The organism is Bradyrhizobium sp. BR 1432, assembly GCF_051547705.1.
Lineage (GTDB): Bacteria > Pseudomonadota > Alphaproteobacteria > Rhizobiales > Xanthobacteraceae > Bradyrhizobium > Bradyrhizobium zhanjiangense.
Genome location: NZ_JBPUGF010000003.1, coordinates 3,614,144 through 3,636,705 on the forward strand (window position 1 = coordinate 3,614,144; position 22,562 = coordinate 3,636,705).

Consider the following 22,562-nt stretch of genomic DNA (forward strand, 5'->3'; position numbering starts at 1 on the left):
ACGAAAAACAACTTCAGTCGCCTTACCAACAATAGACCAGGGAGATGTATCATGCACTCACGTCGGAAGCTGATGAAGGCCGGCCTTGCCGCGGCCGCCCTTGCCACCACCAAGGTCAGTGCACAGGCCGCGGGGGACACGACGTCGCGGAGCAACCGGAGCGACGAGCTGCCTCGCAAGCTGACCGTCTTGTCGATCCGCCAGGAGGACGGGCGCGAAACCATGGGGGTGAAGACCGCCGCCGGCGTACTCGACGTGGCCGCCGCGACCAAGCTCCTCGGATTGTCGGCACCGCTCACGTTGGAGGCGCTCCTCGTCAACGGCGGCAATGCGGAGCTGAACACGCTCATCGAGGCTGCTCTCAAGGCGCCTAACGCGAAAGCTGCGTTCCTTGACAAATCCAAGATCAAGTTCGGACGTCTATTCACCAAGCCCGGAAAGATCGTCTGTCTCGGCCTTAATTACCGGGAGCACGTCGAGGAAACGGGCCAGAAACTGCCTCCTCTCCCCATCCTCTTTAACAAGTACAACAACTCGCTTGCACCACACATGGCGGCGGTTCGGCTTCCGCCCCGCGACGTCTGCTACAAGTTCGACTATGAGACCGAACTGGTCGTCGTGATGGGCCGCAAGGCGAGCAATGTCCGCGCTGAGGATGCTCTGTCATACGTTGCCGGATACGCCGTCGGCAACGATTTTACGTCCCGAGATCTGCAGCTCGAGGTCCCCGGCGGCCAGTGGATGGTCGGCAAGACGCTCGATGATTTCGCCCCCATCGGTCCATATTTCGTTTCCGCTGATCAGATCGATCCCAACAATCTGGACCTCGAGACTCGCGTGAACGGAGAAGTGCGACAATCGTCCAACACGACGAAACTCATCTTCAATCCGCAGAAGATCATCGCCTACGCCTCTCGGCTCTTCGCGCTCGAACCAGGGGACATCATCTTCACTGGAACGCCTTCCGGCGTGATCGTCGGATATCCGAAGGAAAAGCAAATTTGGTTGAAAGCCGGCGACAAGATCGAAAGCACGATCCAGGGACTTGGGACGCTATCGTTCATACTCGCCTGACTACGCTCGTCGATCATGAGATGAGTGTCCATTGAGCGATTGAGGCAGACACCAATATCGGTCCGTGCAGCCAGGTTCGTCAGAGCTCTTGGCCACTCATCCCATTTCCAGCACATACCCTCGCTTCTCCGGGAGAGATCAAGATGTTTCGTTTCGACAGAGTGGCGGTCTCGCTTTTGGTCGTCCTGCTTTGGCTGTCGCCCTTGCACGCGCAACAGACCGGAGGCGCGCCGTCCACGTCAGCACAAACTGATCAGACGGCTCGTATGGCCGAAATTCCATACAGCCCTCAGACGAAGATCACGGTCGAACGCCAGGGACAGGTCGTGTTGATCGGCATCAACCGGCCCTACATCGACAACCGCATCGACCCGGAGGCGCTGGAAGGACTAGCGAGAGCATACTACGACTATGACCAGGACCCCTCGCTACGTGCCGCCGTACTGTTCGGTCATGGCGATCGCTTCTCCAAAGGCATCGATGTCGATGCCACCAAATCGTTCACCCAGTCGGGTCGGAAGCTTCTGGATGGACCTGGCTTCATCGACCCGACGGGTCGGGGCAAGCCAAGGCTTACGAAGCCACTGGTGATTGCCGTCCATGGCGACACCTGGAACTTGGCCCATGAGCTCTTCCTTGCTGCCGACATACGCGTCGCTTCAGAAGACACCGAGTTCGGCCAAGATGAAAATACGCATGGTCGATTTCCTGGAGGCGGCGCCACGATCCGCTTTCCCAGAGAAGCCGGCTGGGGAAACGCCATGCGATACATTCTGACGGGCGACCATTGGAGCGCGAAAGAAGCCTTCCGGATGGGAACCGTTCAAGTCTTGGCCCCGAACCGGGAGGCGGCTCTCACGAAGGCGATCGAAATTGCAAACAAGATCGCCGCGTCCTCTCCGCTCGGCACCAAAGCCTCTCTAGCCAGCTCCCGCATGGCGCTCGAAGAGTTGGAAAGTGCGGCCATGGCAAAGCTCGGCGAACAATATCTAGCACTGCTCAAGACCCGAGATTTCCAGGAAGGCCGGGATGCCGAAGCTGAAAAGCGTCGACCAGTTTACGAAGGACGCTGATTGAGCGACTCCCGCTCAATCCGGGCACGCGGCCGTTGTTCACGCCCCCCGTACCCCCGACGGCGTAGAAGATTTGTTGCAGCGGTTCACCCCGTGTGCATCAAGAACTCGATCTCAACCGTATGCTAATCGGAGCCTGATTGTACGGGCGTTGTATGAAGATTGAGAACGAACGGCAAAACTCGCTCGCTAAAAGGACACAACGTCTTGTTCTAGATGAAAAATTGATTTGGAGCGGGTGAAGGGAATCGAACCCTCGTATTCAGCTTGGAAGGCTATTCCCATCGAATCCGGGGTCAGCGCCTCGACGCTGAACAGATATCGCAGGGCATATCACACACAACGAAGTCGATGGTCTCTGGTGTCTCGACAACGAAGCCGTTAGTCACCAATGGACGCGATCGCAGGCTTGTCTGAGGCATGGATATCTCTTGAACACAAAGGCTCAAAAAACGAGCGGCATTCGGTGACGGCGAAATGCGGCCTGCCACCATGTGAGCCACGGGAGAATTCGAGATTTCAGCACGTAGTCGCCCCGGCGGCCGTTTCACCGGCCTCGAGGGCTATGTGAAGGAATCACTCGGTCAGAGTTGGTGATGCTATCTTCGAACCCTCGCATGATCGCGATCAGTTTGACGAACGCGCACCCAAGGATTCGAATACCGGTGGAAAAGTCGAGCGATGCAAGGATTCGTACGATGGCTCCGCAATTGCGAGACCCAGGTGTGACCCAAGCGGGCACGGACGCCTCTGCCCGCTCATCGCCGTCTCTAAGTCTATGATTTTGCGGAGTTATTGGTGGGCGCACCAGGGCTCGAACCTGGGACCCGCTGATTAAGAGTTCAGCGGCTCGAGAACCAACGCTGACCACGTTTCGTTGAGCGCGAATTGGTCGCGATCTGATCACGCTCCTAGCGAGCGGCAGATAGCGCCAGAAATTGACGCCCATTAACCATCTCATTGCGGTGAGACTAGAAATCTCGGCACATACATCCGCATATTTGGGGAGCTTCGCAAAACGCGAAGCGGCTGCCGCCCGGTGCTGTAACACCGAACGACAGCCTGACCACAACCGATTCTAAGGAAATCGATCATGGCTAACTTTGACTATAGCGCCGATTTCGGCGCCTCTGCCCTCTCCCTCTCTGGTGTTTCAGGCCCGGTCCAATTTGACCGAGTTCGGCTGTGCGCTCACCGCCAATGCGATGTCCATGGCGACCGACACGACCGCCCTCATCACCCAGCTGTCCGACGGCTAGCCGAGATCGCAAGGCCCGACGTCGTGTGACGCAGATGCGCCACATGGACCGTTCGATTTTCTTCTCCGGCCGAGCTTGCAGATGGAGTGCATCTGCTCTCACCGCGGCTGAAAGGCGCAAATCGAAGAGCCGATGATGCCAAACACCCTTCATTGCGATGATTCGCTGCGAAGGCGTGACGCTCCAAAGGTCCTTTCTGGTCTAACGACGTTGACCTCGTGATCTCTCAACCCAGAGAGAGATACAATGTCCCTGTTCTTCAACGACACGACCGTGCAGCCTGCCTGCACCAGCAACGTACACCGCCCGATGGGCGGCATCGCGGGCCTTCGGGAGGTCCACGACGACGTCGGCCGCCTCACCGTCTCGGCCTTCCCGTTCTCGATGGTGAAAGATATCCCATCCACGCTCGGCGCTGTCCCGGCCTGCTATATCCTCGCGGATCATGCAACCGCCTACATCGGCGAGACTCGTAATGTTGGCCGCAGGCTTTCTGAGCATGCCGCCCACCCCTCGAAAGCCTTCGCCCGTGAAGTCTACGTCATCTCGGGATACCTGAGCGCCTGGTTCGACAAGACCGCCGCCATCTACCTCCAGCACCGCCTGACGAAAATCGCGGAGCAGGCCGGGCTGGTGGACATCATGAAGGGAACGAACCCGCAGGTGCTGGAACTCCCCAGTCATAAGCGTGCCTCGCTCGATCACTTCGTCGAGCACGGTGAGCGTCTCCTGTTCGACGCCGGTTGTCGGGTGCTCCGCAGCAACTTCGCGAGCCAGCGCCGCAAACAGGAAACGACCGAAACCGACATGGCGATCGGGCCGGATGACACCCGACCAATGCAGATCGATGTGACGGACTTGCCCCCGGTGGGTAACGAGCTTGAGCTCGATTATTGCGACCTCTGGGCCAGGGGCTACCCAGTGCGCGATGGCTTCGTGGTGACGGCCGGCTCGGAGGTGCGCAGCCTCGTGAACCAGAGCGTCAACCCGATCCTGCACACCCGCCGCGCCGAGCTCGCTGCGGCCGACGCACTCTCGCGTATCCCCGGCATCCAGGACCGGGGGCGCCTCCGCGTAGCCGTCTGCTTCCCCTCGGCCGCAATCGCAGGGAAGGTCGTGACCGGGGCCCACGTCAACAGCGGTGTGTGGGTCAATCGCCGTTATCCGAAGCCGATCTTGATCGCCGACTGAGGAGCCGATCATGCTGAAAAAGATGGAAATGCCGGGGCGCGAGCCCCGGCATCAGGATCTGGCCGTCCTGACTGGCGACGCTGCTGATTTGGCCCGGAAGAGCATCTGGCCGTCCACCTCTGGGTGGCCTTCCAATGCCCAGGATATCTCGCCGCTGGCGTGGTGGCGGACCCTGCCCTCAGATCTCCTGCGCGACGCCGAGCACCTGCTGGTGATCGACACGCTCGGCAGGATCTGCATGTTCGATCGGGATGGCAAGCTTCCTGCGGCGGTGCGTGGTGACACCGCCGCCGCAATCGGGGCAGCGCTCTCGCTGCTGCCCATCGATGAGGTGACGCTTACAGTCGACATCACCATGACGGCGCTGCTGCGATGCGCCCTTAGAGGCGACGCGACGTCAACTGTGGTCCTCGCGAATATCCTTCGTCGCGTTGGAATCAACTATCCCCTCGCAGCCGAGTTGTCGGTCTCCTGGTACACGCGTCTTGCCCGGGGTTCTTCCCGCCGGGGATTCTGCGCACTCGGACGCTCCGGTTTCCGCGACAGGAACGACCACGCGGAGGACCGAGCATGAGCACCACGAGCGATAATGGCGACGACTTCGATCTGCCAGCGCCGGAGGATGCGGTCTCGACCGGCGCCGCTGCCGATTCGGCTGATTGGAACGAACGGCTCAAAGGTCTGCCCCGGCTCCTGCGCTACGCAATGCTTGTTGTCGATGGGGCCGATCATGTTGAGGAGCGGCTCATCGCTGAGGTTGAAGAACTCTGCCCCGGTTACCCTATAACCTTGCATGGGCCGCAGGCAGATCGCTTGAGGCCGCATTGGCACTCGCAGCTGAACTGGATCGGCTCGCTGCTGCGCAGAATGAGCCAGAGCTTAGGAGTCTTGCCGATAGCATCCGGCTCGTGACCTTGCCGACGCCGCGGAATGACGAATACTTCGAGCTGCACCGCAGGGTCGGCAAAGCCCTCGTCCAGGCGCTTCACGTCGGTGTCAGGCGCGCCGACGAGGAGCTCTGCAGCGACCTCGAAGGGTTCACCTACGGTTGGGCCGCGCTGCCGGCTTGCACCCACGTTCTGCCGAAGAAGGTCTCAGCGGCCATGAACGCCGCCCTGCTTGGGCACCGTATGGCAGAGCGTCGCATCTCCGCAACCAAGGCTGCGGTACAGCGCAAGATCAAGGAAGCAGAAGACCGCAGAAGGGAGCAGGAGACCCAGGATCGGGCCGAAGCTGTCCAGCAACAGCCTACCGCGATTGCGAAGTCCATTCCCGACCATCATCTCGTGGTCGCACGCCTGTCCGATTCGGAAATGAAGAGCCCGAAGCTCAAGGACATCATCGGCCCACTCAAGAACGTCATCAACACCGCGTTGCCGCTCGTGCAGACGCCGTCCCTGCACGAGGCGCGCAACGCTCTGCTGTTCGAGTTCCCATATGCTGGTGACGTCATTGACTTCGCGCTGGCCGATCTCGTCGGGCGAACCACAGTGAAGTTCCGTCCTTTGCTCCTTCGAGGAGATGCGGGCGGGGGCAAGAGCCGATTCGCGCGAAGGCTGGGGGAAGTGTGCGGTCTCCACGTTTGGCGGACCGACGCCAGTCGTTCCGACGGCGCAGTGTTTGGGGGGACCGACCGGCGCTGGTACTCGAGCGAGCCTTCCCATCCTTTTTTGGCCATCGCGCGAGGCAAGACAGCAAACGTGCTGGTCCTGCTCGATGAATTGGAGAAATGTGCAACGAGATCCGACTACGGACGTCTTTGGGATTGCCTGCTCGGTTTCCTCGAGCCGGAGACCAATTCCAGATATCCCGATCCCGCATTACAGACCAATCTCGACCTGTCGCAAGTGAGCTACATCGCCACGGCCAACAGTCTCGATCCGTTGCCGAGCCCTATCCGGGACCGTTTTCGCATCGTGACGTTTCCGAAGCCGACGGCGAATCATTTGGACGCTCTGCTGCCGGCGGTGATCGCCGACCTCGCCAAAGAGCGCGGCCTCGACCAGAGCTGGGTGCCACCGCTCGATAGCATTGAGCGCGAGGCCGTCGCAAAGCACTGGCCCGGCGGCTCGGTGCGGCGCCTGCGCCGCATTGTCGAGGCGATCATGCGCGAGCGCGACGTTCGCGCATGGAGGAACTGATCATGGCGGAACAGAACAACGGAAAGACACGGCCGTCATTGCCGCGGCCGCCGCAATTGCGCGGGATAACCCGCCCGCAGGGCTTAAACGGCGCAGCCTCGCCCAGTACTATCGCGGTCAATGCTCAAAGGACCGATAACGTGACCGATCCCCAGATCGTCTGCCCCAACTGCCGTACCGAAATCAAGCTCACAGAATCGCTCGCCGCGCCCCTGATCGCAGAGACGCGCCGGAAATTCGACCAGCAGCTTGCTGCCAAAGAAGCGGACTTTGGCCGGCGTGAAGATGCTGCTAAAGCAGGAGCAAGAGGAAATCGCGAAAGCTCGCGAGGCCGTTGACGAACAGGTCGCCGCGAAGCTGAAGGCGGAGCGGTCCAGTATCGCCGAAACCGAAGCGAAGCGAGCACGCCTGGCGATCGCCGATGAACTCGGCGAGCGCGACCGGCAGTTGGCCGATCTGCAGCAGATGCTCGCCGCCAACAACGAGAAGTTGGCTGCGGCCCAGAAGATCCAGGCGGACATGCTCCGCAAGGAGCGCGAGCTCGACGATGCCAAGCGCGAAGTCGAGCTCACGATCGAGACGAAGGTCCAGCAGGCACTTGCCGCTGTGCGCGACAAGGCCAAGCTGGAGGCCGAAGACGGCTTCAAGGCAAAAGTGGCGGAGAAGGAAGCCCAGATCGCCGGCATGAACCGGCAGATCGAGGAACTCCGGCGGCGTGCTGAACAGGGCTCACAGCAGCTGCAAGGCGAAGCCCTGGAGCTCGAACTGGAATCCCTGCTCCGCAATCAGTTTCCGCGCGATCTCATCGAGCCGGTGCCGAAGGGCGATTTCGGCGGCGACGTCCTGCATCGCGTGTTCGGCCCGGGTGGGCAGACCTGCGGCACGATCCTTTGGGAATCGAAGCGGACCAAACGTTGGAGCGACGACTGGCTGCCCAAGCTCCGGAGCGACCAGCGCGTAGCCAAAGCGGACGTCGCCCTCATTGTCTCCAGCGCGCTTCCAAAGGATGTCGAAACCTTCGGCTTGGTCGACAACGTCTGGGTGGCGGAGCCCCGGTTCGCCGTTCCGCTAGCGATCGTGCTCCGGCACGGGCTGATCGACCTCGCCGGCAGCCGTCAGGCTCAGGAAGGCCAGCAGACCAAAATGGAGATGATGTACGGCTATCTGACCGGTCCGCGCTTCCGCCATCGCATCGACGCCATCGTGGAGAAGTTCACCGATATGCAGGCCGACCTAGACCGCGAGCGCAAGACGATGATGCGACTATGGGCGAAACGTGAGGAGCAGCTCCGCGGCGTGCTGGACTCCACTGCCGGCCTCTATGGCGATCTCCAGGGGATCGCCGGTCGTGCAATGCAGGAGATCGAGAGCCTTGATGTGCTGATGATTGAAGCGAAGAGGGAGGCGGCGGAGTAGATTGACCAAGCAAATTTGGTTCAAGCACTGACTAGCGGCGGCGACCAGACCACGCACTTAATGGCGTTTGGGCAGTCTCAAGACGGCCTTACGAAGCTCTTCCAAGCAATCTTCTCCACGCAACATGCGGCTCATCGCGTTCAGGAGGACTTCGTCAAAGTCGCCGTTGTTTATTGGCGACTGATTTGCCGCAATGATGAAATTGTAGGGCGTCACATACCGCACGCGGAGCTCCGTCCGACCGCGCACATCTTCAAGCTTACCTTCAACCTCTGCTGCACCATCATCATATTGCGATCGGCCGATGACATGCTTGCCGTCGACCAAGCCATATTCTTCCCAATAGTAACCGAAGTGTCCCTCGTCACTCATTTCTTCAGTGATACGCTCCGCCGTCTGGGAACATATGCCGATCGGCTCCATCGGATCGAGCTCGACATAAAGGAAGTCGCAGTAATAGGGGCCCGGCTTCACGGCAGCGATCCGGCGGATCAAGAGCTCGCTCTCATCCATCTGGTACAGGCGGTCGCGAACGTGCCCGAACGCACGTATTGGCAGATTGCTTGGTCCTCGAAACCACCAAACGGGCTGAGCGTCAGCGTACTCGAGCGGCGGCTCCAGCAGCCTGAGAAGACGTGTTTTGACCTGTTCCGGCTCATCGAACCATTGGACACCACGCACGCCGGGGAAGGCTTGCGCAAAGCGTTCCGAGAACCAAACCGTGCTATGCTTTCCTCGCAATGAGGCAAGCTGTTCATCCGGTTTGTTCAAGCGTGCAAGCGCGGCATCGCCGATTATTTCTGCGAATAGCAAGTGGTCACTCGCTTCGAGAGGCCCAACGTCGCCTCGCGCTCCCCGTCGTATCGAAAGCCAGTGATGCAGATAGCGGTATGCGGATGCAGCTCCTCGCTGTCGATACAGCTCGTGAGTCAAAAAGTCCAAGCCTTCTTGAGTGTCGTATTCCGCGCCCGGGTCCGCATTGCGATCGTCCGAGTGTGCCGCCATGGCCGCATGGCGCATGATATCCTTCGGCGCCGGGTCAGCGCCGGCGTAAGGTGTAATCCCGCCCTCCCCCTTGGCATTCACGGCCAAAAAGGCGTTACGCTTCTTTTGGGCGAACCGTAGTCCTTCAATGGCTAGGCGGTCCTTGATTTCACGCGTGCCAGCCCCGGGAAGGCCTTTCAGTTCCTTGGCATTCAGAAGGCTCAGATATGCATTTTCCTTGAAAAAGCCCCGCGCGCCGTCCTTGTGAATGTCTCCTGTGATCTCGCGAGGCGTCGGCACAACGATACTGCACAGTGGCTTTCCCGGATCTGCCTCGATCAAGACGCTAGCCAGCTCTGCTTCGAGACGGATCTTGTGCTCGAGCAGCTTTTCGAGCCAGGCGCGCCGCGCGAGCGCATCCATAGGCTTGTCCGGGAACAACACGACGAGATCAACGTCGCTGCCGGCGCCAAACTGCGCCCCGTCCCGGTAGACGAGACTTCCAAATAGAAATACGCCGGCGGTGTCGATATCTTTGGCGACGCCATCGCTCCAGGCGGTGAGGCGTTTCTTGAGGTCAACAACTAGAGCTGTGTTCGTCATGACATACGCGAGTAATTGCAGCCTATAGGACGAGGTCGAGCAGCATTAACGCGACGTGGCAGAAGGGTCAAATACCCCCACTTCATCGGCGCCTCGGCGATATTGAGATTTCCCGCATCGCGCTCATTACGGAGCCGGGACCAGAGACGATCGCTCTGAAAATTAGCGCCAAATTTCACCGAGCTTGAATGTGAGGGCTTGTGCCGCCGGCCAGCCGGCGCGCACAAAGACGTCCAGGCAGTCCATCAGATCGTTCAACCTGGCGCGATCAGCAAAGATCGCACGATAGTCCGCCAAGTACCGCTGTGTGATCCGAACGATAGGATCAGAGGCCGCCGATTCGTTGCTATAGCCACCTTGCTCAGCCGATTTCACAGCTTCAGCAATCAACGCGAATACGGCCGAAGGCTCGATTGGAATGAACGTCTCAAGAGTTTGAATAAGGTGATGTGCGATCGGGGCGACGATCGCGGTAGAGAGCCGAGTTAAAATCGGCTTCGTTTCCCGATACAATCTCACACGCTCTGGCGAGACATCGTCGGTTGGGGCCACGCCGTCATAGTGAGTGCCGGCGGCAAAATGGATACGGATCGATACTTCGTCCAAGATGCCGAACATGTCGCGAACCGCGGTCTTGTCGGCTTCCGGCCAGCTATCGAACACGCGCATATCGCGGCGTGCCGCGCGGTCTTCGATCTCCCGAAAAGCTAATTCTGTAACGGTTTGGTAGAAAGCAATGGTCTTCTGTCGGGGAAGGTTGTTGGCATCTTCCGGCTTTTCGATGCTTCCCTTGAGGAGATTGTCGGAATAACGCGCCGTAAGATTTCGGATGATCCCCGCATTGCTGATGACATTACCCATCACGGCCGCAGCGAACGTATCCGCTTCGGCATTTAAGTCCCAGATATGGAGGTCAAAAATAAGAGTTTCGGCTTCGGATCGGCACGCCGCCATGCCGGGCTTGTTTTTGTTGCCATAGCGACGGATGACGCTTTTGGCGGCTCGAATGGTGCGTGGATAGTCCTGGTGCGCCATGCGCGACAGAGCATCGATAGCACCGCCGACGACACCACGAGTGACCTCCTTCGCCAAGGCATATTCCAATTCGGACCAGGCCCAGTCTCGATCAAGGAATCGAACGATCCAAAGATTCTGAACAATCTGAAGCCGCACCTCGGGGACGGGATCTCTGGCGAGCTTACGTATGGCTGCCATGATCGCGGCATCACGCCTTTTCGAAGCTCGCGTCAGATCCATCAATCCGTGCGCTGCAGCCGTACGAGCCGAGGGGCCTCCCCATGAAACACTTTCCTGGAAGCCTCTTTCGTGTTTGGCGCTGTAGTGCGGGTTTTTGCTTGCGGCACAGAAGAACAAAATATCCTTCAAGGACCGTTTGATAGAAGGGGTTGCCAATACGTTGGGCTTACCACGTGCTATGCGCGACGCCGCCTCCGCCAACTGTCCCGTTGCGTGCTCAAACAGCTTCGCCGGCACCTTGCCTGCAAACCGCTTGCTGAGGCCTACATGGCAAGCCTTCAACAGCTTGATCTGACGCTGGACAGACTCCAGAGAGAGATGGGCCGTCCCGTTGGGCATCGCCACATTTTCAACCTCCCGCAACATCTTACGAAGCGCCGCGTTTTCCGGATCTTCCAGCGCTACGCCTTCCGAGGCGAGATAGGCGTCGGTATCGAAAGCACGGGACCCACTAGTAAAGCGAACGGGCGGCACGTTCGGCCGCAGTTCCCCCGCTTGTTCCAGAGCGTTAACATAGTCTCGCATCTCGGCCGTCGAGATGAGCGCTCTTGGAATGCAGCCTGCGAGAGTGGACTTGCTCCTCTTACCTGATACGTCATCAGGGAGGTTTAGAAGCGCTCGTTCAAAAGCGTCACGCTCGGCCTGCGTCAGATGCTCATAGGCTGCCGCAATGAAGCCTCCCAATTGAAAGCGCGTGTCGGAGCTCCGCATGATGGGAGGCGCACACGACAAGGGCGAAAGCTGCCGAGCAAAAACCGACGGGTGGTTCGTGCCTGCAACCAGGAGGCTTCCCCAAACTGCGCCAATGACGACGGGCTCTTGCGCAAGCGTCGTGAGTATCTGCTCAATTTTGACAGCAGCACCATCCTCGCTCGCAAGGCGCCCTAGGTATTCATCGAACTTCTTCAGAAGGACGGGTCCATCCTGAACCGGCTGGAATCCGCCAAGATACCAGGTATGGCTCCAATCAGCCTGAAAGTTCGCCGTGAAAGGGCCGAGAGAAAACGACTCTGTCGAAGGCTCTCCCGGATAGGGTTCATAGTGCCGCTCTCGTCGAACATAGCCATGCAGGCCACGCACAACCGCACGGATTCCCGCGTCAAGATCGTCCCGAATAATCGCCGGAACAGCTTCCGACAGGAGATGCCATGCACTCTGATAGTCCTGACGGCGATTTGAGCGCAGCGACAAAATCACGCTATTGCCCATGTTCGTGGAATCGTCAGAGCTTTCAGCAAAACCATAGGCCGCATCGTAGATATCGACGGCGAGCAAGCGCCAGCACGAACCTCAGCGCATTGTCGGCGACCTGCTCAACGCCGAGATCAACGAGAAGCAAGCCCGCTCGATCAAGTACCAGCTCACCATTGCCAAGCTGCCGCTTGCCAAGGACATCGCCGACTTCCACTTCGACGGCACGCCGATCAATCAGACTCTCGTCAATGATCTCGCTGGCGGCGGCTTCATCGCCCAACTACGCAACGTCGTGCTGGTTGGCGGCACCGGCACAGGCAAAACCCACCTGGCCATTGCCATCGCCAGAAACGGCATCCGATCCGGTGCCCGCGGCCGCTTCTTCAACGTAGTCGACCTCGTCAATCGCCTCGAGACCGAGACCCGCAACGGACGGCAAGGACGGCTCGCTGAGCATCTGACCCGGATGGACTTCATCGTGCTGGATGAACTCGGCTATTTGCCCTTCGCCCAGTCCGGTGGCCAGCTTCTCTTCCACCTCGTCAGCCGGCTCTATGAGCGCGCCTCCGTCATCGTGACCACCAATCTCGCCTTCGGCGAATGGCCGAGCGTGTTCGGCGACGCCAAAATGACCACCGCGCTGCTCGACCGATTGACCCATCACTGCGACATTGTCGAGACCGGCAACGATAGCTGGCGGTTCAAGAGCCGCGACGACGATCACGCCACCCGCGCTCGTCTCGCCTCCGCTATCCCGGCCAGCTCCGACGAGACGAGCGCTACCAGCAAAGCTCGCCGCGCAAAGGGGTCAAAATTGGGCTCTGACGCAATTTTGGTGCAGCTCCGATTATTCTGCACCGATTAGCCGGGCCTGGAGCAGATCGATCTTCCCGCGGCCATACATTTGACGCCTGACGAGCTTGAGGCGCGTGATCTGTCCTTCGGTTTGTCCGTTGGACCAGGGCGAAGTGATCGCCGCCCGCACCGCCGCCTCATCCTTGGCGACGCCGTTGGCGAACGAAGCGACGAGACTGCTGCGGGCGCGCTCGATCCATGGAGTTAGTCCCGCGTCAACCTTGCGCCGGACCATCAAGTGGAATTCAGCGATGATCTCGCGTGCCTCGACCAGAGTCGGTATCCCAGCTTCGATTGCCGCTACCGTGACGGTCTCCGCTTTCGTTAGCAAGTCCCGGCCGATTGTCATTAGCCGCGCGATCGTTCTGGCCGACGGAATCCTCTGAAGATTTCGCGCGTCGGCCTTTTCAGCCCGTCGTCTGCGAGTTGCCCACTCGCTGATGACACGGAGCGAGCCTCGGAAGCCACGCGCTGTTAAGCGGCGCCAAAGTTCAGCTCCATTGCGGCAGCCGGACGCCCATTGATCGTCGAGCCATGGCAAGTGCAGATCCAACGAACTTTGCCGGGTTCGGAAGACGTCGTGGCGTTCGTCGCGGACCACCTGTCGCACCAGCTTCCTGCTATGGCCGGTCTGACGCACGATCTGCTTGATAGGTATGCCGTTCTTCGACAGAGCCAGGATAGCCGCGTTGGTCTCCTCGCGGCGCAGATAGCCCTCATACTGGAGGCGCTCGGCGGCCGTGAGCAGCTTGGGATCGATCGTGGTCGCACCGATGACGAGGCGTATCTGGCGCATCGATTTGCGCACGGCATCGAGGAAGGCCCGACTGGCGTTCTCCATCAGATGCCAACGATCGGCTACCTGCACCGCGTGCGGCAGGGCCTTTGCTGCTGCTTCGCCATATCCCCCGCCACGATCGCGAGCGATGATCGCGATCGTGGGGTGAGCAGAGAGCCAGGCTTGAGCGGTCGCTGGTTCACGATCCGGCAGCACGGTGACCACCCGGCGCCTTTCCAGGTTGCAGATGATGCTCGCGTATCGGTGATTGCGCCGCCAAGCCCAGTCATCAATGCCGATAACCCTGAGCGGGTGAGCTGGGGGACGGCTACGGCGCCGAACTACCCGAAGAAGCGTATCTTTGCTCACCGGCAGCATTAGCCGCTTTGCAAAGCCCGCTGCCGGTCGACCGCCAAGCGCCAGACCGAGGTGATGGACGATGGAGTCCAGCCTTGCCGTCCGTCGCGCCGATGGCGCCAGTACCCCTTCGGCGAAGCGCTCGGTGAAGATTTGGCGCCCGCATAGGACGGCATCACAGCGGAAGCGGCGGGCGATCACCACGAGCTCCACGATCCGCCCGGACAGCGGCAGATCGGTCACGCGTCGCCGATACCGGCTATGGATACGCCGCGAAACTGTCCCGCACGATGGACACAGACCAACACTTCCGGACGCCCGGACCGTGATGACGGCCTTATCACCCTCGTAGCACGCACTCTCTACAACAAACCCACGCGGCACCAGACTGGAGCGGTGGAGTGCTTGCTGCATGGCGCTGATTCTCCCCTAATCAATGCGCCAAACATCCCTCGAACTGCATCAAAAGTGAGTCAGAGCCAAAATTGGACGCCGATGAGGGGTCAAATTTGCAAGCCGATTGACAAGCTGACGAAGCTGAAGGGGGAGATGGGCAAGCTTGTTGCCTACGAGAAGCAGATGCTTGCTTCGCCGGATCAGCAAATCTCCCTGACCGATCCGGATAGCCGTTCGATGGCAACCAGTGGCCGCGGATCCGGCGTGGTCGGCTACAATGTCCAAGTCGCCGTCGATACCGACAATCACCTGATCATCGCGCATGAGGTGACGAACAGCGGCTCAGATCGGGCACAACTTGCCAATATGGCCAGGCAGGCGAAGGCTGTTCTGAAGGCTGAGACGCTCGAGGCCGTTGCCGATCGCGGCTACTTCAGCAGCCCGGAGATCCTCGCCTGCCACGAGGCCGGCATCACGGTAACTCTGCCTAAGCCGATGACTTCGGGCGCCAAGTCGGACGGACGCTTCGGTAAGCAGGACTTTGTCTATTTGCCGGAGGAAGACGCCTATCGTTGTCCGGCCGGGGAGCGATTGCCGTATCGCTATACAAACGAAGAAGCCGACAAGATGCTGCGGCGATACTGGACCAGCGCCTGTAAGAATTGCTCGATCAAACCCCAGTGTACGCCCCGGTCAGAGCGACGGATCACGCGATGGGAGCACGAGGATCTGCTCGACGCCGTGCAGCAGCGGCTCGATGCGAACCCGCTCGCTATGCGCCTTCGTCGCGAGACTGTCGAGCACCCGTTCGGCACGATGAAGGCACGCATGGGAGCAACGCACTTCCTGACCAAAACCCTCCCAAAGGTAGCCGCCGAGATGGCCCTCTCGGTTCTGGCCTACAATCTGACCCGAGCAATGAATATCCTCGGGATCAGGTCGCTGATCGCCGCGATCGCGGCCTGAGACCGGACCAGTTTTGGCTTCAAGACTGATGGTCCTGTAAGGCCGTTTTTACACGGCCAAGACCCAATTCGGACTTGGTTCGCGATAAACGACTTAAGCCGATCCGAAAATGAGATTAACCGCCCTCAGTCTGAGTTTTCGCTGTATGCTATAGGGCCTTCCAGCTCCGCAACAACATTAGGGAGGAGGTTAGGATGAACAAGTCCTTTGTCGCCGCCACTTTGATCGCGTTGGCGAGTTCTGCGATGGCTCAAGATGCGATGCAGGTGGTCAAGCCCGATGAGCTGACGTGGATAGAACATCCGGTCTTCAGGGGCGTGCAAACCGCCATCCTGATCGGTAACCCAACAAAGGCCGAGACGATCGTTCAGCGGGTGAAATTCCCGCCGAATTATAAAGTGCCGCCACACACCCATCCTTATGCCGAGGTCGTCACCGTGATGAGTGGCAGCTTTGGGAACGCCATGGGGAAAAGTTTGATCTCGCGAAAGGCGAGATATTGAAGCCGGGCTCCGTCTTCGCGCTGCCGGCAAAGCACCCCCATTATGTTTGGACGACAAACGAAGAAACGATGGTCCAAATTGTGTTCACCGGGCCGGGTGGCATCGAGTTCATCGATCCAGGCGACGATCCGCGCAAGAAGTAAAAACGAAGCGCCGAAGCATAAAAAAGAGGCCATCTCAATCGGTGGCCTCTTTCGTCATTCCGCACAGGCGCGATGTCGGTTGTTGGCCGTGGCTGACTTCCCATTCTCGGCCTCGCACGGTCCGCTTCCGAGGACTGAGCGGAACGCCTTCGTGAAGCTGCCGAGGGCAGCCTTTGACCCCAATCGGTCCTCGGCTGGCTCTGACAAGAACGCATATTGACACGCGCGCTTGCTGTTTGTTCCGAGTTTAGGAACCTCGCTGCGCGACTTCGCATTATCCTCAAGTATTCGCAATTATCCTCAAGTAGGAGGATCAGCAATGGCGAAAAAGGCGAAAAAGCAGACCGCCGGAGGCGGCAAGCAAGTCCGGCGCCTTGTGCGTTATCCGGCGAAGAAGGCGCGTCGTTCGGCCGGCGCCGTAAAGCGTGCGGCCAGGTACTCGGTTGGCGGTTCAAAGCGTGCGGCCAAGTACTCGGCTGGACCAGCAACTGGAGCGGTAAAGCGTGCGGCCAAGAAAGCTGCTGGCGCCATAAAGCGTGCGGCCACGTACTCGGCTGGAGCTTCAAAGCGTGCGGCCAAGAAAGCGGCCGGCGCCGTAAAGCGTACCGCTAGGAAAGTAGAGACAAGCCTAGAAGGTTGAATTCCGGACTTTGACTCATCAACCAAGCTTGTGACTTGCCGATGCCATGGCGTAAAGCTGGGTGACATTGGCACGTAAGCCATTTCGGCTTGTGGCCATCGCGTCATTTCGATCGTGTCCCGTGGCGTGGTGTAGCTGGGCGGGTGTCACCACGTTCGCCGGCATGGGCCGGATCGGTCAGCTGGCGATTGCCGGGAAGCTGACGGCGGGATCATCGCCCATTGGGGCGATGGTTTCCAGTGTCATGTAGCGGCCGCGTTGGACCGCCCACTCGTCGTTCTGTTCGAGCAGGATGGCGCCGACCAGGCGAATGATGGCGTCCTCGTTGGGGAAGATGCCGACCACTTCGGTCCTCCGCTTGATCTCGCCGTTGACGCGTTCGAGCGGATTGGTCGAGTGCAGCTTGGCGCGGTGCGCGGCCGGGAAGCTCATATAAGCCAGCACGTCGGTCTCGGCCTCATCGAGGAACGCCGCGAGCTTTTGCAATTTGGGACGTAGCTGGTCGGCGATGCGCCGCCATTGCGCCCGTGCCGCTTCGGCGTCGTCCTGGGCAAAGGCGGTGGCAATGAAGGCGGAGACCACGCGCCGCCCGCTCTTGCCGGCATGCGCCAGCGCGTTGCGCATGAAGTGAACACGGCAGCGCTGCCAGGTGGCGTTGAGGACCTTTCCGACCGTAGCTTTGGGGGCCGCTTGGATTCTGAGAGCCGAGCGTGCGGCGTCCGAAGTCGAGCGGTGGCGGTGAGGCTGTCCGAACTCGAAGCCGCGGTTCGTCTGCAAGCATGGCGCAATTCGCGGCGGCGGGTCAGAACCGACGATAATGAGCGTCTTTCCAAGCTCGAATTGGCGCGGTAGGGCTGGCCCATGAAACTCACCGCTGAACGTCCCTTCGCCAACCCGGAATCCGCCGCACGCAAGCTGGTCGAGATTGCCAGTGGCATCGAGCCCGTGCAGGACGGCCGCATCCACATAGAGAAGATCAACGCGTCGTTCCTCTATACCCTGAAGGGCAGCGGCACGGAGTTCGGCGCTGGCATCAGATGCGCGGTCGAGAAAGGCTGGTTAGAGCTGCACGAAAGCGGGACGTATGTTCGGCTGAAGACCGGGCAGCGAATGGGAAACCGCCCTTAGCCAGGCTGACGCGTGGGCCCGTCCTCATTCCCAAAACCTAGCGGCTTACCTCAACTCGCTCTTGGCGGAAATCTCTCTGCCATGGGCACGATCGTGAGAGGTCATCTGGGCGGCCGGATCACCGGCGCGAAGAAAAGGCCTCAGCTCCGGGCAATGGGATGAACTGAGGCCTCCAGAAATGGCCCCAGCTCACGGGGATATTTGGGGGCATTAGAGCTGGGGGCCACTCGGGGCCACCCTTGGGGAAGGGCACCGGGGAAACTCGGCAATTGCGTGGAACGTTCCCTGTCCGATTTCAGGTATAGAGCAACCGCGCCACTAGCGGGCTCGCCGCCGTCTTACCAGCCAGTACACGCCGTATCCAATCGCGAGAATAGGAAGGCCGGCACCTGCAATCGGTCCGGGGGCTCCTCTCGTGTGGCCGGGCGGGTCGGCCCATGCAGATGGCACGGTCGTCATCGCCAGAGTTCAACGCAAATGCCGCTGCGGAAAGAACGCCCCAATTTATCTTCATCGATCTCTCCGTGCTCCGCCAAGCGTCTTGCGAATTAAATTCGCTTATATTCAATTTAAAATTAAAACAATAATCGGAATTAAATCGACATTGTGACTGAATGACGCACCGAACGTCTTGTTCCTACGGATTTCATTGGCATCACTCAATCGATTGTCTAGATTCTGACCATGACCGACGCCGATCCTGTCCGCCTGCTCAAGCAGGAAGCCGTCCCCGATGCCGGAAGTTACGAAGTTCGCTTCGCCGATGGCCGGCCCAGCATCTTTGTCTATTGGGACGATATGCCGAGCCGCCGCCTCAGACCGGATCTGCTGACCCGCAGCGATGCCGAGGCCAAAACAATCGCCCGCATCGAAAGAGACAAGTTCGCTGGACACAGCGCATGAAACACGTCGAGGCACGTCCCTACTCCGATCCGGAGATTTGCCGCCCGTAAGCTGGTCGAGCTCACCGCCAATATCGAACCCTCTCAAGGTCAGCGGCCCGGAGTTCGGCGCCGGGATCAAGCACGCGGTCGAGCACGGCTGGCTCGAACTGCACGAGAGTGGAACCTATGTCCGGCTCCTCAACGGCGGCCAGATGCTATAATTGAGACACGTCGACCGGCGCACGGGACTGATCCATGGCGAAGGAAATCAAACAGTTGCGCAAGCAAGCTGAAAAGGCCGCGCACGCCGCAAAGGCAGCCGCAGATGCGGAAGTATCGGAGCAACTGCGGACGCTAGCGCGCGCCTTCCAAAGCCAGGCCGACGTTCTGAAATCGAAAAAGAGAGCAGGCAAGAAGCACAAGAAGCAACGGTGATGCTGACGTAAAGCCCCGCTGCCTGGCGTCCGTTAGATCATACCCAAAAGGATGAAAGTCCGATCTCAACCAGCAAGACCGTCCCTGTCATCGCGGATATGAGAAATAGGTCACCCGCCGATAGGAACTGCATGGTTCGCCTCGCATTTTGCCCGAACCATTCCTAGCCTAATCCAAATTTAAATAATGTGCACGATTTAAATTGTTTAATTGGTATTATGTTTTGCTTTATTTCTCAGTTTAATAGCGCAATATCGATGGTGGAACTTGCGATTTTGTTGGAGTTTTCTGGATATGGGCCGCTCCCCGTCGATTGTGCCTCATGTGGCAGCCCAGGATGTCTACCTTGTGGTCGAGGAATTTGCCGGCCGGCGAGCCTGGTGCGAAACAGCCGAAGAGGACACCGGACGCGCGACGCTGATGCGGCACCTGATGGACGGCTTATATGAGCATCCCACTCGTATCGTAGCATTCAACACGACAGAGGGGTGGTCGCGCGATGTAACCGTAGAGATCGCCGATGAGCTACGCCGCCGCGTTGTCGAGTTCGACGAAGTGGCGGCTTGCGTCCTGAAGTTCGTGGAGAGAGCGGCGAGGCGCTGAGGCAGGGATTCGCAATTTCGCGCCGGAACTATGTATCTGCTTAGTATGTTTAAGGCATACAAGCTGTGCCTGGCGACCGCCGGCAAGCAGGTCCCATCCGGACCGGACTGGATTCACGAGGTGAAGCACGACGGCTACCGGATGCTGGTCATCCGGGAGGATAAGCGTGTGCGCCTCCTATCCCGTAACGGCAGCGACTGGACAAAACGGTATCCCTGGATCGCAGATGCCGCGCTGAAAAACCGGCAGAAGCATTTCGTGATCGACGGCGAGGCCGTGATCCTGGGCGTCGATGGCATCTCAGATTTTAACGCGCTGCACTCGCGCAAGCACGACCCCGAGGTGCAACTTACGCCTTCGACATCCTCGTGCCCCTCCACATACGCAAGGCCAACCTGGAGAAGCTACTGGCACGCCGGCCCGATGGGATCACAGTGGCGCCCTTTGAGCGCGGCGAGATCGGGCCTGATCTATTCCGAGCAGCCTGCCGGATGGGACTTGAGGGGCTAGTCTCTAAACATCGCGATCGGCCTTACCGCGGCGGCCGGCAAAAGTTCTGGATCAAGGTCAAGAACCGCAGCCACCCCGCGATGGAGCGTGAGCTTTGACGCCCTAACCCGCCAACCTCTTTTGGAAAGGATTGCTCGTGACCGTCGAGGATGACGATGACACTCGAAGAAAAGCTCGCCCGCTTGCGCACCCACCGCAATAACATTCACCGCTACCACCGGCTGCTCAAGACCCGCCTTTCCGATCTGGAGCGCGAGTACATCGAAAGCCGTCTCTCCGAGCAACGAGCGGCGCTGGTAAGCCTCGCGCGCACGACGTTCCCGATTCCTTTTCAACCGCCGCCACCAGAGCAGCAGCCGCAGACCTGCAAGCCGGAGGTAGCTTGAGCTTGCCCGAGCGCATCAGGAGGTCGTTTCCGTGCGACAGCGGCCCATCAACGGCGTCGAGCCGGAAAGAACCGAAGATGACATTACGCGTGAGCTGCTCGGCCCGCGGGGCGTTCCGGGCGCTCCCGACCCCGCCCGCATGGTCCCGCAGGTCGAGAAGAACACGCCAAAGCACATAAGGTGGAGAACCCCAAGCTCCGGCGATGAGCGGGGCGCCAGAAGCCGAAACCTTGTTGACCTGGTCGAGTGCGGAGAGGTGGAGCAGGCAGGGACCAAGCACCATTGTTCCGAATTGCGGGACGCCTTTGATTGCGGTGAACCGATGCAGAAGGCTCAGAAGTACATCAACATTGCCGCTCTAATCGCGCTCGCTGGTTGGCTTGGTCTCTGCTTCAAGATGGGTTGGTACTGATGGCGAGGTTTTAGGGCAGTTTACTTCGACGGGGGCTGCCAGCTCGGCGAGCCAGGGAGCGCGAGCTTCGACGAAGGGGGTCGTCGGCCAAGAGTACACTTTTTGAACAATTCTTTGGAACCGGAACCCTATGGCGCGCGTAATTTCGGATTGCCCAAGTAGGCCGCGGGAATGGAATGAACGAGGACGAAGATGAGTTGCAGCACCTTCCTCAAGAAGCCTTGAGAGATGCAGGCTTTGATTTCACTTCGGCTGTTTCCGGCGAACAAGCAGTGACCCTGCTGAAGAGTGGGGTGATCCACTACAGAGCACCGGTAACCGACATCAAACTCGATGGCCACATCGGGGAGTGGGAAGTCGCGCGACAGGCCAGACTGATCGATCCGGCCTTCCCTGTCGTATACATGACCGGTGGTCATGGTGGCGAATTGCCCGTGCAAGGCGTGCCCAATAGTGTCCTGCTGCACAAGCCGTTCGCGCCCGCGCAGCTTATCACCGCCATTTCACAACTCTTGAACGTCGGCACCTCTATGCTTGGCCCGCCCCAACCATCGCCTTAAGCCGATCGGCGAACGATCCAGCGCCGGGGCCGGCGCGCACCACCATCGGCCCCAAACCCATTAACGCGCCGAGCAGCAAATAGGCCCACTCGACCGTCGTCCCGCTCGACGGATATTGCCAGCGCGGCGCATAGGCCGCCCGGATGATCAGCACGATCAGCGGAATTCCGAATTGGTGATAGATCAGCACGAACAGTTGCGAGAGCACCGTCGCCCACACGCGCTGCATTAGCGGCGATTGCGCTATCGTCGTTATGAATGCCTGATACGTCTGCGCCAGCGCTTGCGCCTGCGCTACCTCGATCGCTTTCACGCTTTCGAGCATCGCTTCGTAAAGCCGCGTCCTCAACTCCTCGATCGAGATCGTCTTGTTCTCATATGCCATGAAGGCGTCGAGCGCTTTGTCGAGCAAGCCGTTGATGATCCCCATGCCGAATTGCGAGAAGATTGCGGTGAGCATCGCCCTACCCTTTCGGCAGCGGCTCGCTGGTCGGGACTAGCTTCGTCACTTCAACGTGCCCGACATCGGGGATAAAGGCTTGCGCCGTGACGACCTCGGTTCGCAAGAAAAGCAGCGGGTGAATCGTTCGAGACATTCCGCACGGCCTGTATCGTGAGGTCGGCTCTGCCGTCGGCGGTCCGGAAGCGTTGCCCATAACTGTCCGGTCGGCCCGCTTCTTCGGTGAAGATCGAAGAAGGAAAGGCGACCGACGTGCCCGTCTGCGGGATGCGGTAGGTCGTCCACGTAATGGGCTGCGCCGAAACCGAAGCGGCCGGGACAGCGACGGCCACCAATAAACGCGGCAGGAGCTAC

Annotated in this window: 20 protein-coding genes and 4 pseudogenes; 19 read left to right on the forward strand and 5 right to left on the reverse strand. The window is 59.6% G+C overall.

The window, feature by feature from the left end:
- The first annotated feature begins 72 nt into the window (after window positions 1-72).
- From ACSKB8_RS17330 to ACSKB8_RS17360, 7 genes and pseudogenes are all read left to right on the forward strand, one after another.
- Window positions 73-1,074: a fumarylacetoacetate hydrolase family protein gene (locus ACSKB8_RS17330; RefSeq protein WP_438105405.1), complete on the forward strand. Its 1,002-nt coding sequence runs from the start codon at window positions 73-75 to the stop codon at window positions 1,072-1,074.
- Between the two features lie 143 nt (window positions 1,075-1,217).
- Window positions 1,218-2,147 carry a crotonase/enoyl-CoA hydratase family protein gene (locus tag ACSKB8_RS17335; RefSeq protein WP_438105406.1) on the forward strand — a complete coding sequence of 310 codons (930 nt, stop codon included), beginning with the start codon at window positions 1,218-1,220 and terminating at the stop codon, window positions 2,145-2,147.
- A gap of 1,505 nt (window positions 2,148-3,652) precedes the next feature.
- On the forward strand, window positions 3,653-4,597 hold the full coding sequence (locus tag ACSKB8_RS17340) for a hypothetical protein (RefSeq protein ID WP_438105407.1): 945 nt from the start codon (window positions 3,653-3,655) through the stop codon (window positions 4,595-4,597).
- A 10-nt stretch (window positions 4,598-4,607) separates the two neighbouring features.
- Window positions 4,608-5,171, forward strand: coding sequence for a hypothetical protein (locus ACSKB8_RS17345; protein ID WP_438105408.1), 564 nt, complete (start codon window positions 4,608-4,610; stop codon window positions 5,169-5,171).
- Entirely contained in the window at window positions 5,168-5,509 is a 342-nt protein-coding gene (locus ACSKB8_RS17350) for a hypothetical protein (RefSeq protein ID WP_438105409.1), read from the forward strand. Before ACSKB8_RS17345 ends, ACSKB8_RS17350 begins: the two co-directional genes overlap by 4 nt.
- 191 nt (window positions 5,510-5,700) lie before the next feature.
- Complete coding sequence (locus tag ACSKB8_RS17355) at window positions 5,701-6,738, forward strand: AAA family ATPase (RefSeq protein WP_438105410.1); 1,038 nt, start codon at window positions 5,701-5,703, stop codon at window positions 6,736-6,738.
- A 140-nt stretch (window positions 6,739-6,878) separates the two neighbouring features.
- Window positions 6,879-8,154: pseudogene (locus tag ACSKB8_RS17360) on the forward strand (DUF2130 domain-containing protein).
- Window positions 8,155-8,211: 57 nt separating this feature from the next.
- Here ACSKB8_RS17360 and ACSKB8_RS17365 read toward each other — a convergent pair.
- Entirely contained in the window at window positions 8,212-9,741 is a 1,530-nt protein-coding gene (locus ACSKB8_RS17365; RefSeq protein ID WP_438105411.1) for a nucleotidyltransferase domain-containing protein, read from the reverse strand.
- 162 nt (window positions 9,742-9,903) lie between these two features.
- A complete protein-coding gene (locus ACSKB8_RS17370; RefSeq protein ID WP_438105412.1) occupies window positions 9,904-12,273 on the reverse strand; it encodes a hypothetical protein in 2,370 nt (789 codons plus the stop codon).
- On the opposite strand from ACSKB8_RS17370, the pseudogene istB reads away from it, so the two are divergent.
- Window positions 12,257-13,057 (forward strand): annotated as a pseudogene (gene istB, locus ACSKB8_RS17375) (IS21-like element helper ATPase IstB); the annotation flags it as partial. The gene ACSKB8_RS17370 and the pseudogene istB overlap by 17 nt on opposite strands.
- Here the strand turns inward: istB and ACSKB8_RS17380 are convergent.
- Entirely contained in the window at window positions 13,040-14,596 is a 1,557-nt protein-coding gene (locus tag ACSKB8_RS17380) for an ISL3 family transposase (RefSeq protein WP_438105413.1), read from the reverse strand. The pseudogene istB and the gene ACSKB8_RS17380 sit on opposite strands and share 18 nt — an antisense overlap.
- A gap of 108 nt (window positions 14,597-14,704) precedes the next feature.
- Here ACSKB8_RS17380 and ACSKB8_RS17385 point away from each other — a divergent pair.
- From ACSKB8_RS17385 to ACSKB8_RS17395, 3 genes and pseudogenes are all read left to right on the forward strand, one after another.
- Window positions 14,705-15,544, forward strand: a pseudogene (locus ACSKB8_RS17385) (transposase); the annotation flags it as partial.
- 194 nt (window positions 15,545-15,738) lie between these two features.
- On the forward strand, window positions 15,739-16,047 hold the full coding sequence (locus ACSKB8_RS17390; RefSeq protein WP_438105414.1) for a cupin domain-containing protein: 309 nt from the start codon (window positions 15,739-15,741) through the stop codon (window positions 16,045-16,047).
- Entirely contained in the window at window positions 16,044-16,190 is a 147-nt protein-coding gene (locus ACSKB8_RS17395) for a hypothetical protein (RefSeq protein ID WP_438105415.1), read from the forward strand. Before ACSKB8_RS17390 ends, ACSKB8_RS17395 begins: the two co-directional genes overlap by 4 nt.
- An 817-nt stretch (window positions 16,191-17,007) precedes the next feature.
- Here ACSKB8_RS17395 and ACSKB8_RS17400 read toward each other — a convergent pair.
- A pseudogene (locus tag ACSKB8_RS17400) lies at window positions 17,008-17,511 on the reverse strand (transposase); the annotation flags it as partial.
- Window positions 17,512-17,691: 180 nt separating this feature from the next.
- On the opposite strand from ACSKB8_RS17400, the gene ACSKB8_RS17405 reads away from it, so the two are divergent.
- The 8 genes from ACSKB8_RS17405 (at window position 17,692) to ACSKB8_RS17440 (ending at window position 21,748) form a co-directional block, all read left to right on the forward strand.
- A complete protein-coding gene (locus ACSKB8_RS17405; RefSeq protein WP_438105416.1) occupies window positions 17,692-17,958 on the forward strand; it encodes a hypothetical protein in 267 nt (88 codons plus the stop codon).
- 684 nt (window positions 17,959-18,642) lie between these two features.
- Window positions 18,643-18,861, forward strand: coding sequence for a hypothetical protein (locus tag ACSKB8_RS17410; protein WP_438105417.1), 219 nt, complete (start codon window positions 18,643-18,645; stop codon window positions 18,859-18,861).
- A gap of 236 nt (window positions 18,862-19,097) precedes the next feature.
- Window positions 19,098-19,277 carry a hypothetical protein gene (locus tag ACSKB8_RS17415; protein WP_438105418.1) on the forward strand — a complete coding sequence of 60 codons (180 nt, stop codon included), beginning with the start codon at window positions 19,098-19,100 and terminating at the stop codon, window positions 19,275-19,277.
- A gap of 294 nt (window positions 19,278-19,571) precedes the next feature.
- Window positions 19,572-19,880, forward strand: coding sequence for a hypothetical protein (locus tag ACSKB8_RS17420; RefSeq protein ID WP_438105419.1), 309 nt, complete (start codon window positions 19,572-19,574; stop codon window positions 19,878-19,880).
- 45 nt (window positions 19,881-19,925) lie between these two features.
- The gene (locus ACSKB8_RS17425; protein WP_438105420.1) at window positions 19,926-20,390 is read left to right on the forward strand and encodes an ATP-dependent DNA ligase; all 465 of its coding nucleotides are present in this window, start codon (window positions 19,926-19,928) and stop codon (window positions 20,388-20,390) included.
- 155 nt (window positions 20,391-20,545) lie between these two features.
- Window positions 20,546-20,776: a hypothetical protein gene (locus ACSKB8_RS17430; protein WP_438105421.1), complete on the forward strand. Its 231-nt coding sequence runs from the start codon at window positions 20,546-20,548 to the stop codon at window positions 20,774-20,776.
- Window positions 20,777-20,807: 31 nt separating this feature from the next.
- Window positions 20,808-21,188 carry a hypothetical protein gene (locus ACSKB8_RS17435; protein WP_438110894.1) on the forward strand — a complete coding sequence of 127 codons (381 nt, stop codon included), beginning with the start codon at window positions 20,808-20,810 and terminating at the stop codon, window positions 21,186-21,188.
- A 176-nt stretch (window positions 21,189-21,364) separates the two neighbouring features.
- Window positions 21,365-21,748 carry a response regulator gene (locus ACSKB8_RS17440; protein ID WP_438105422.1) on the forward strand — a complete coding sequence of 128 codons (384 nt, stop codon included), beginning with the start codon at window positions 21,365-21,367 and terminating at the stop codon, window positions 21,746-21,748.
- Here the strand turns inward: ACSKB8_RS17440 and ACSKB8_RS17445 are convergent.
- Window positions 21,717-22,208 carry a hypothetical protein gene (locus ACSKB8_RS17445; protein WP_438105423.1) on the reverse strand — a complete coding sequence of 164 codons (492 nt, stop codon included), beginning with the start codon at window positions 22,206-22,208 and terminating at the stop codon, window positions 21,717-21,719. The genes ACSKB8_RS17440 and ACSKB8_RS17445 overlap by 32 nt on opposite strands.
- Between the last annotated feature and the right edge of the window lie 354 nt (window positions 22,209-22,562).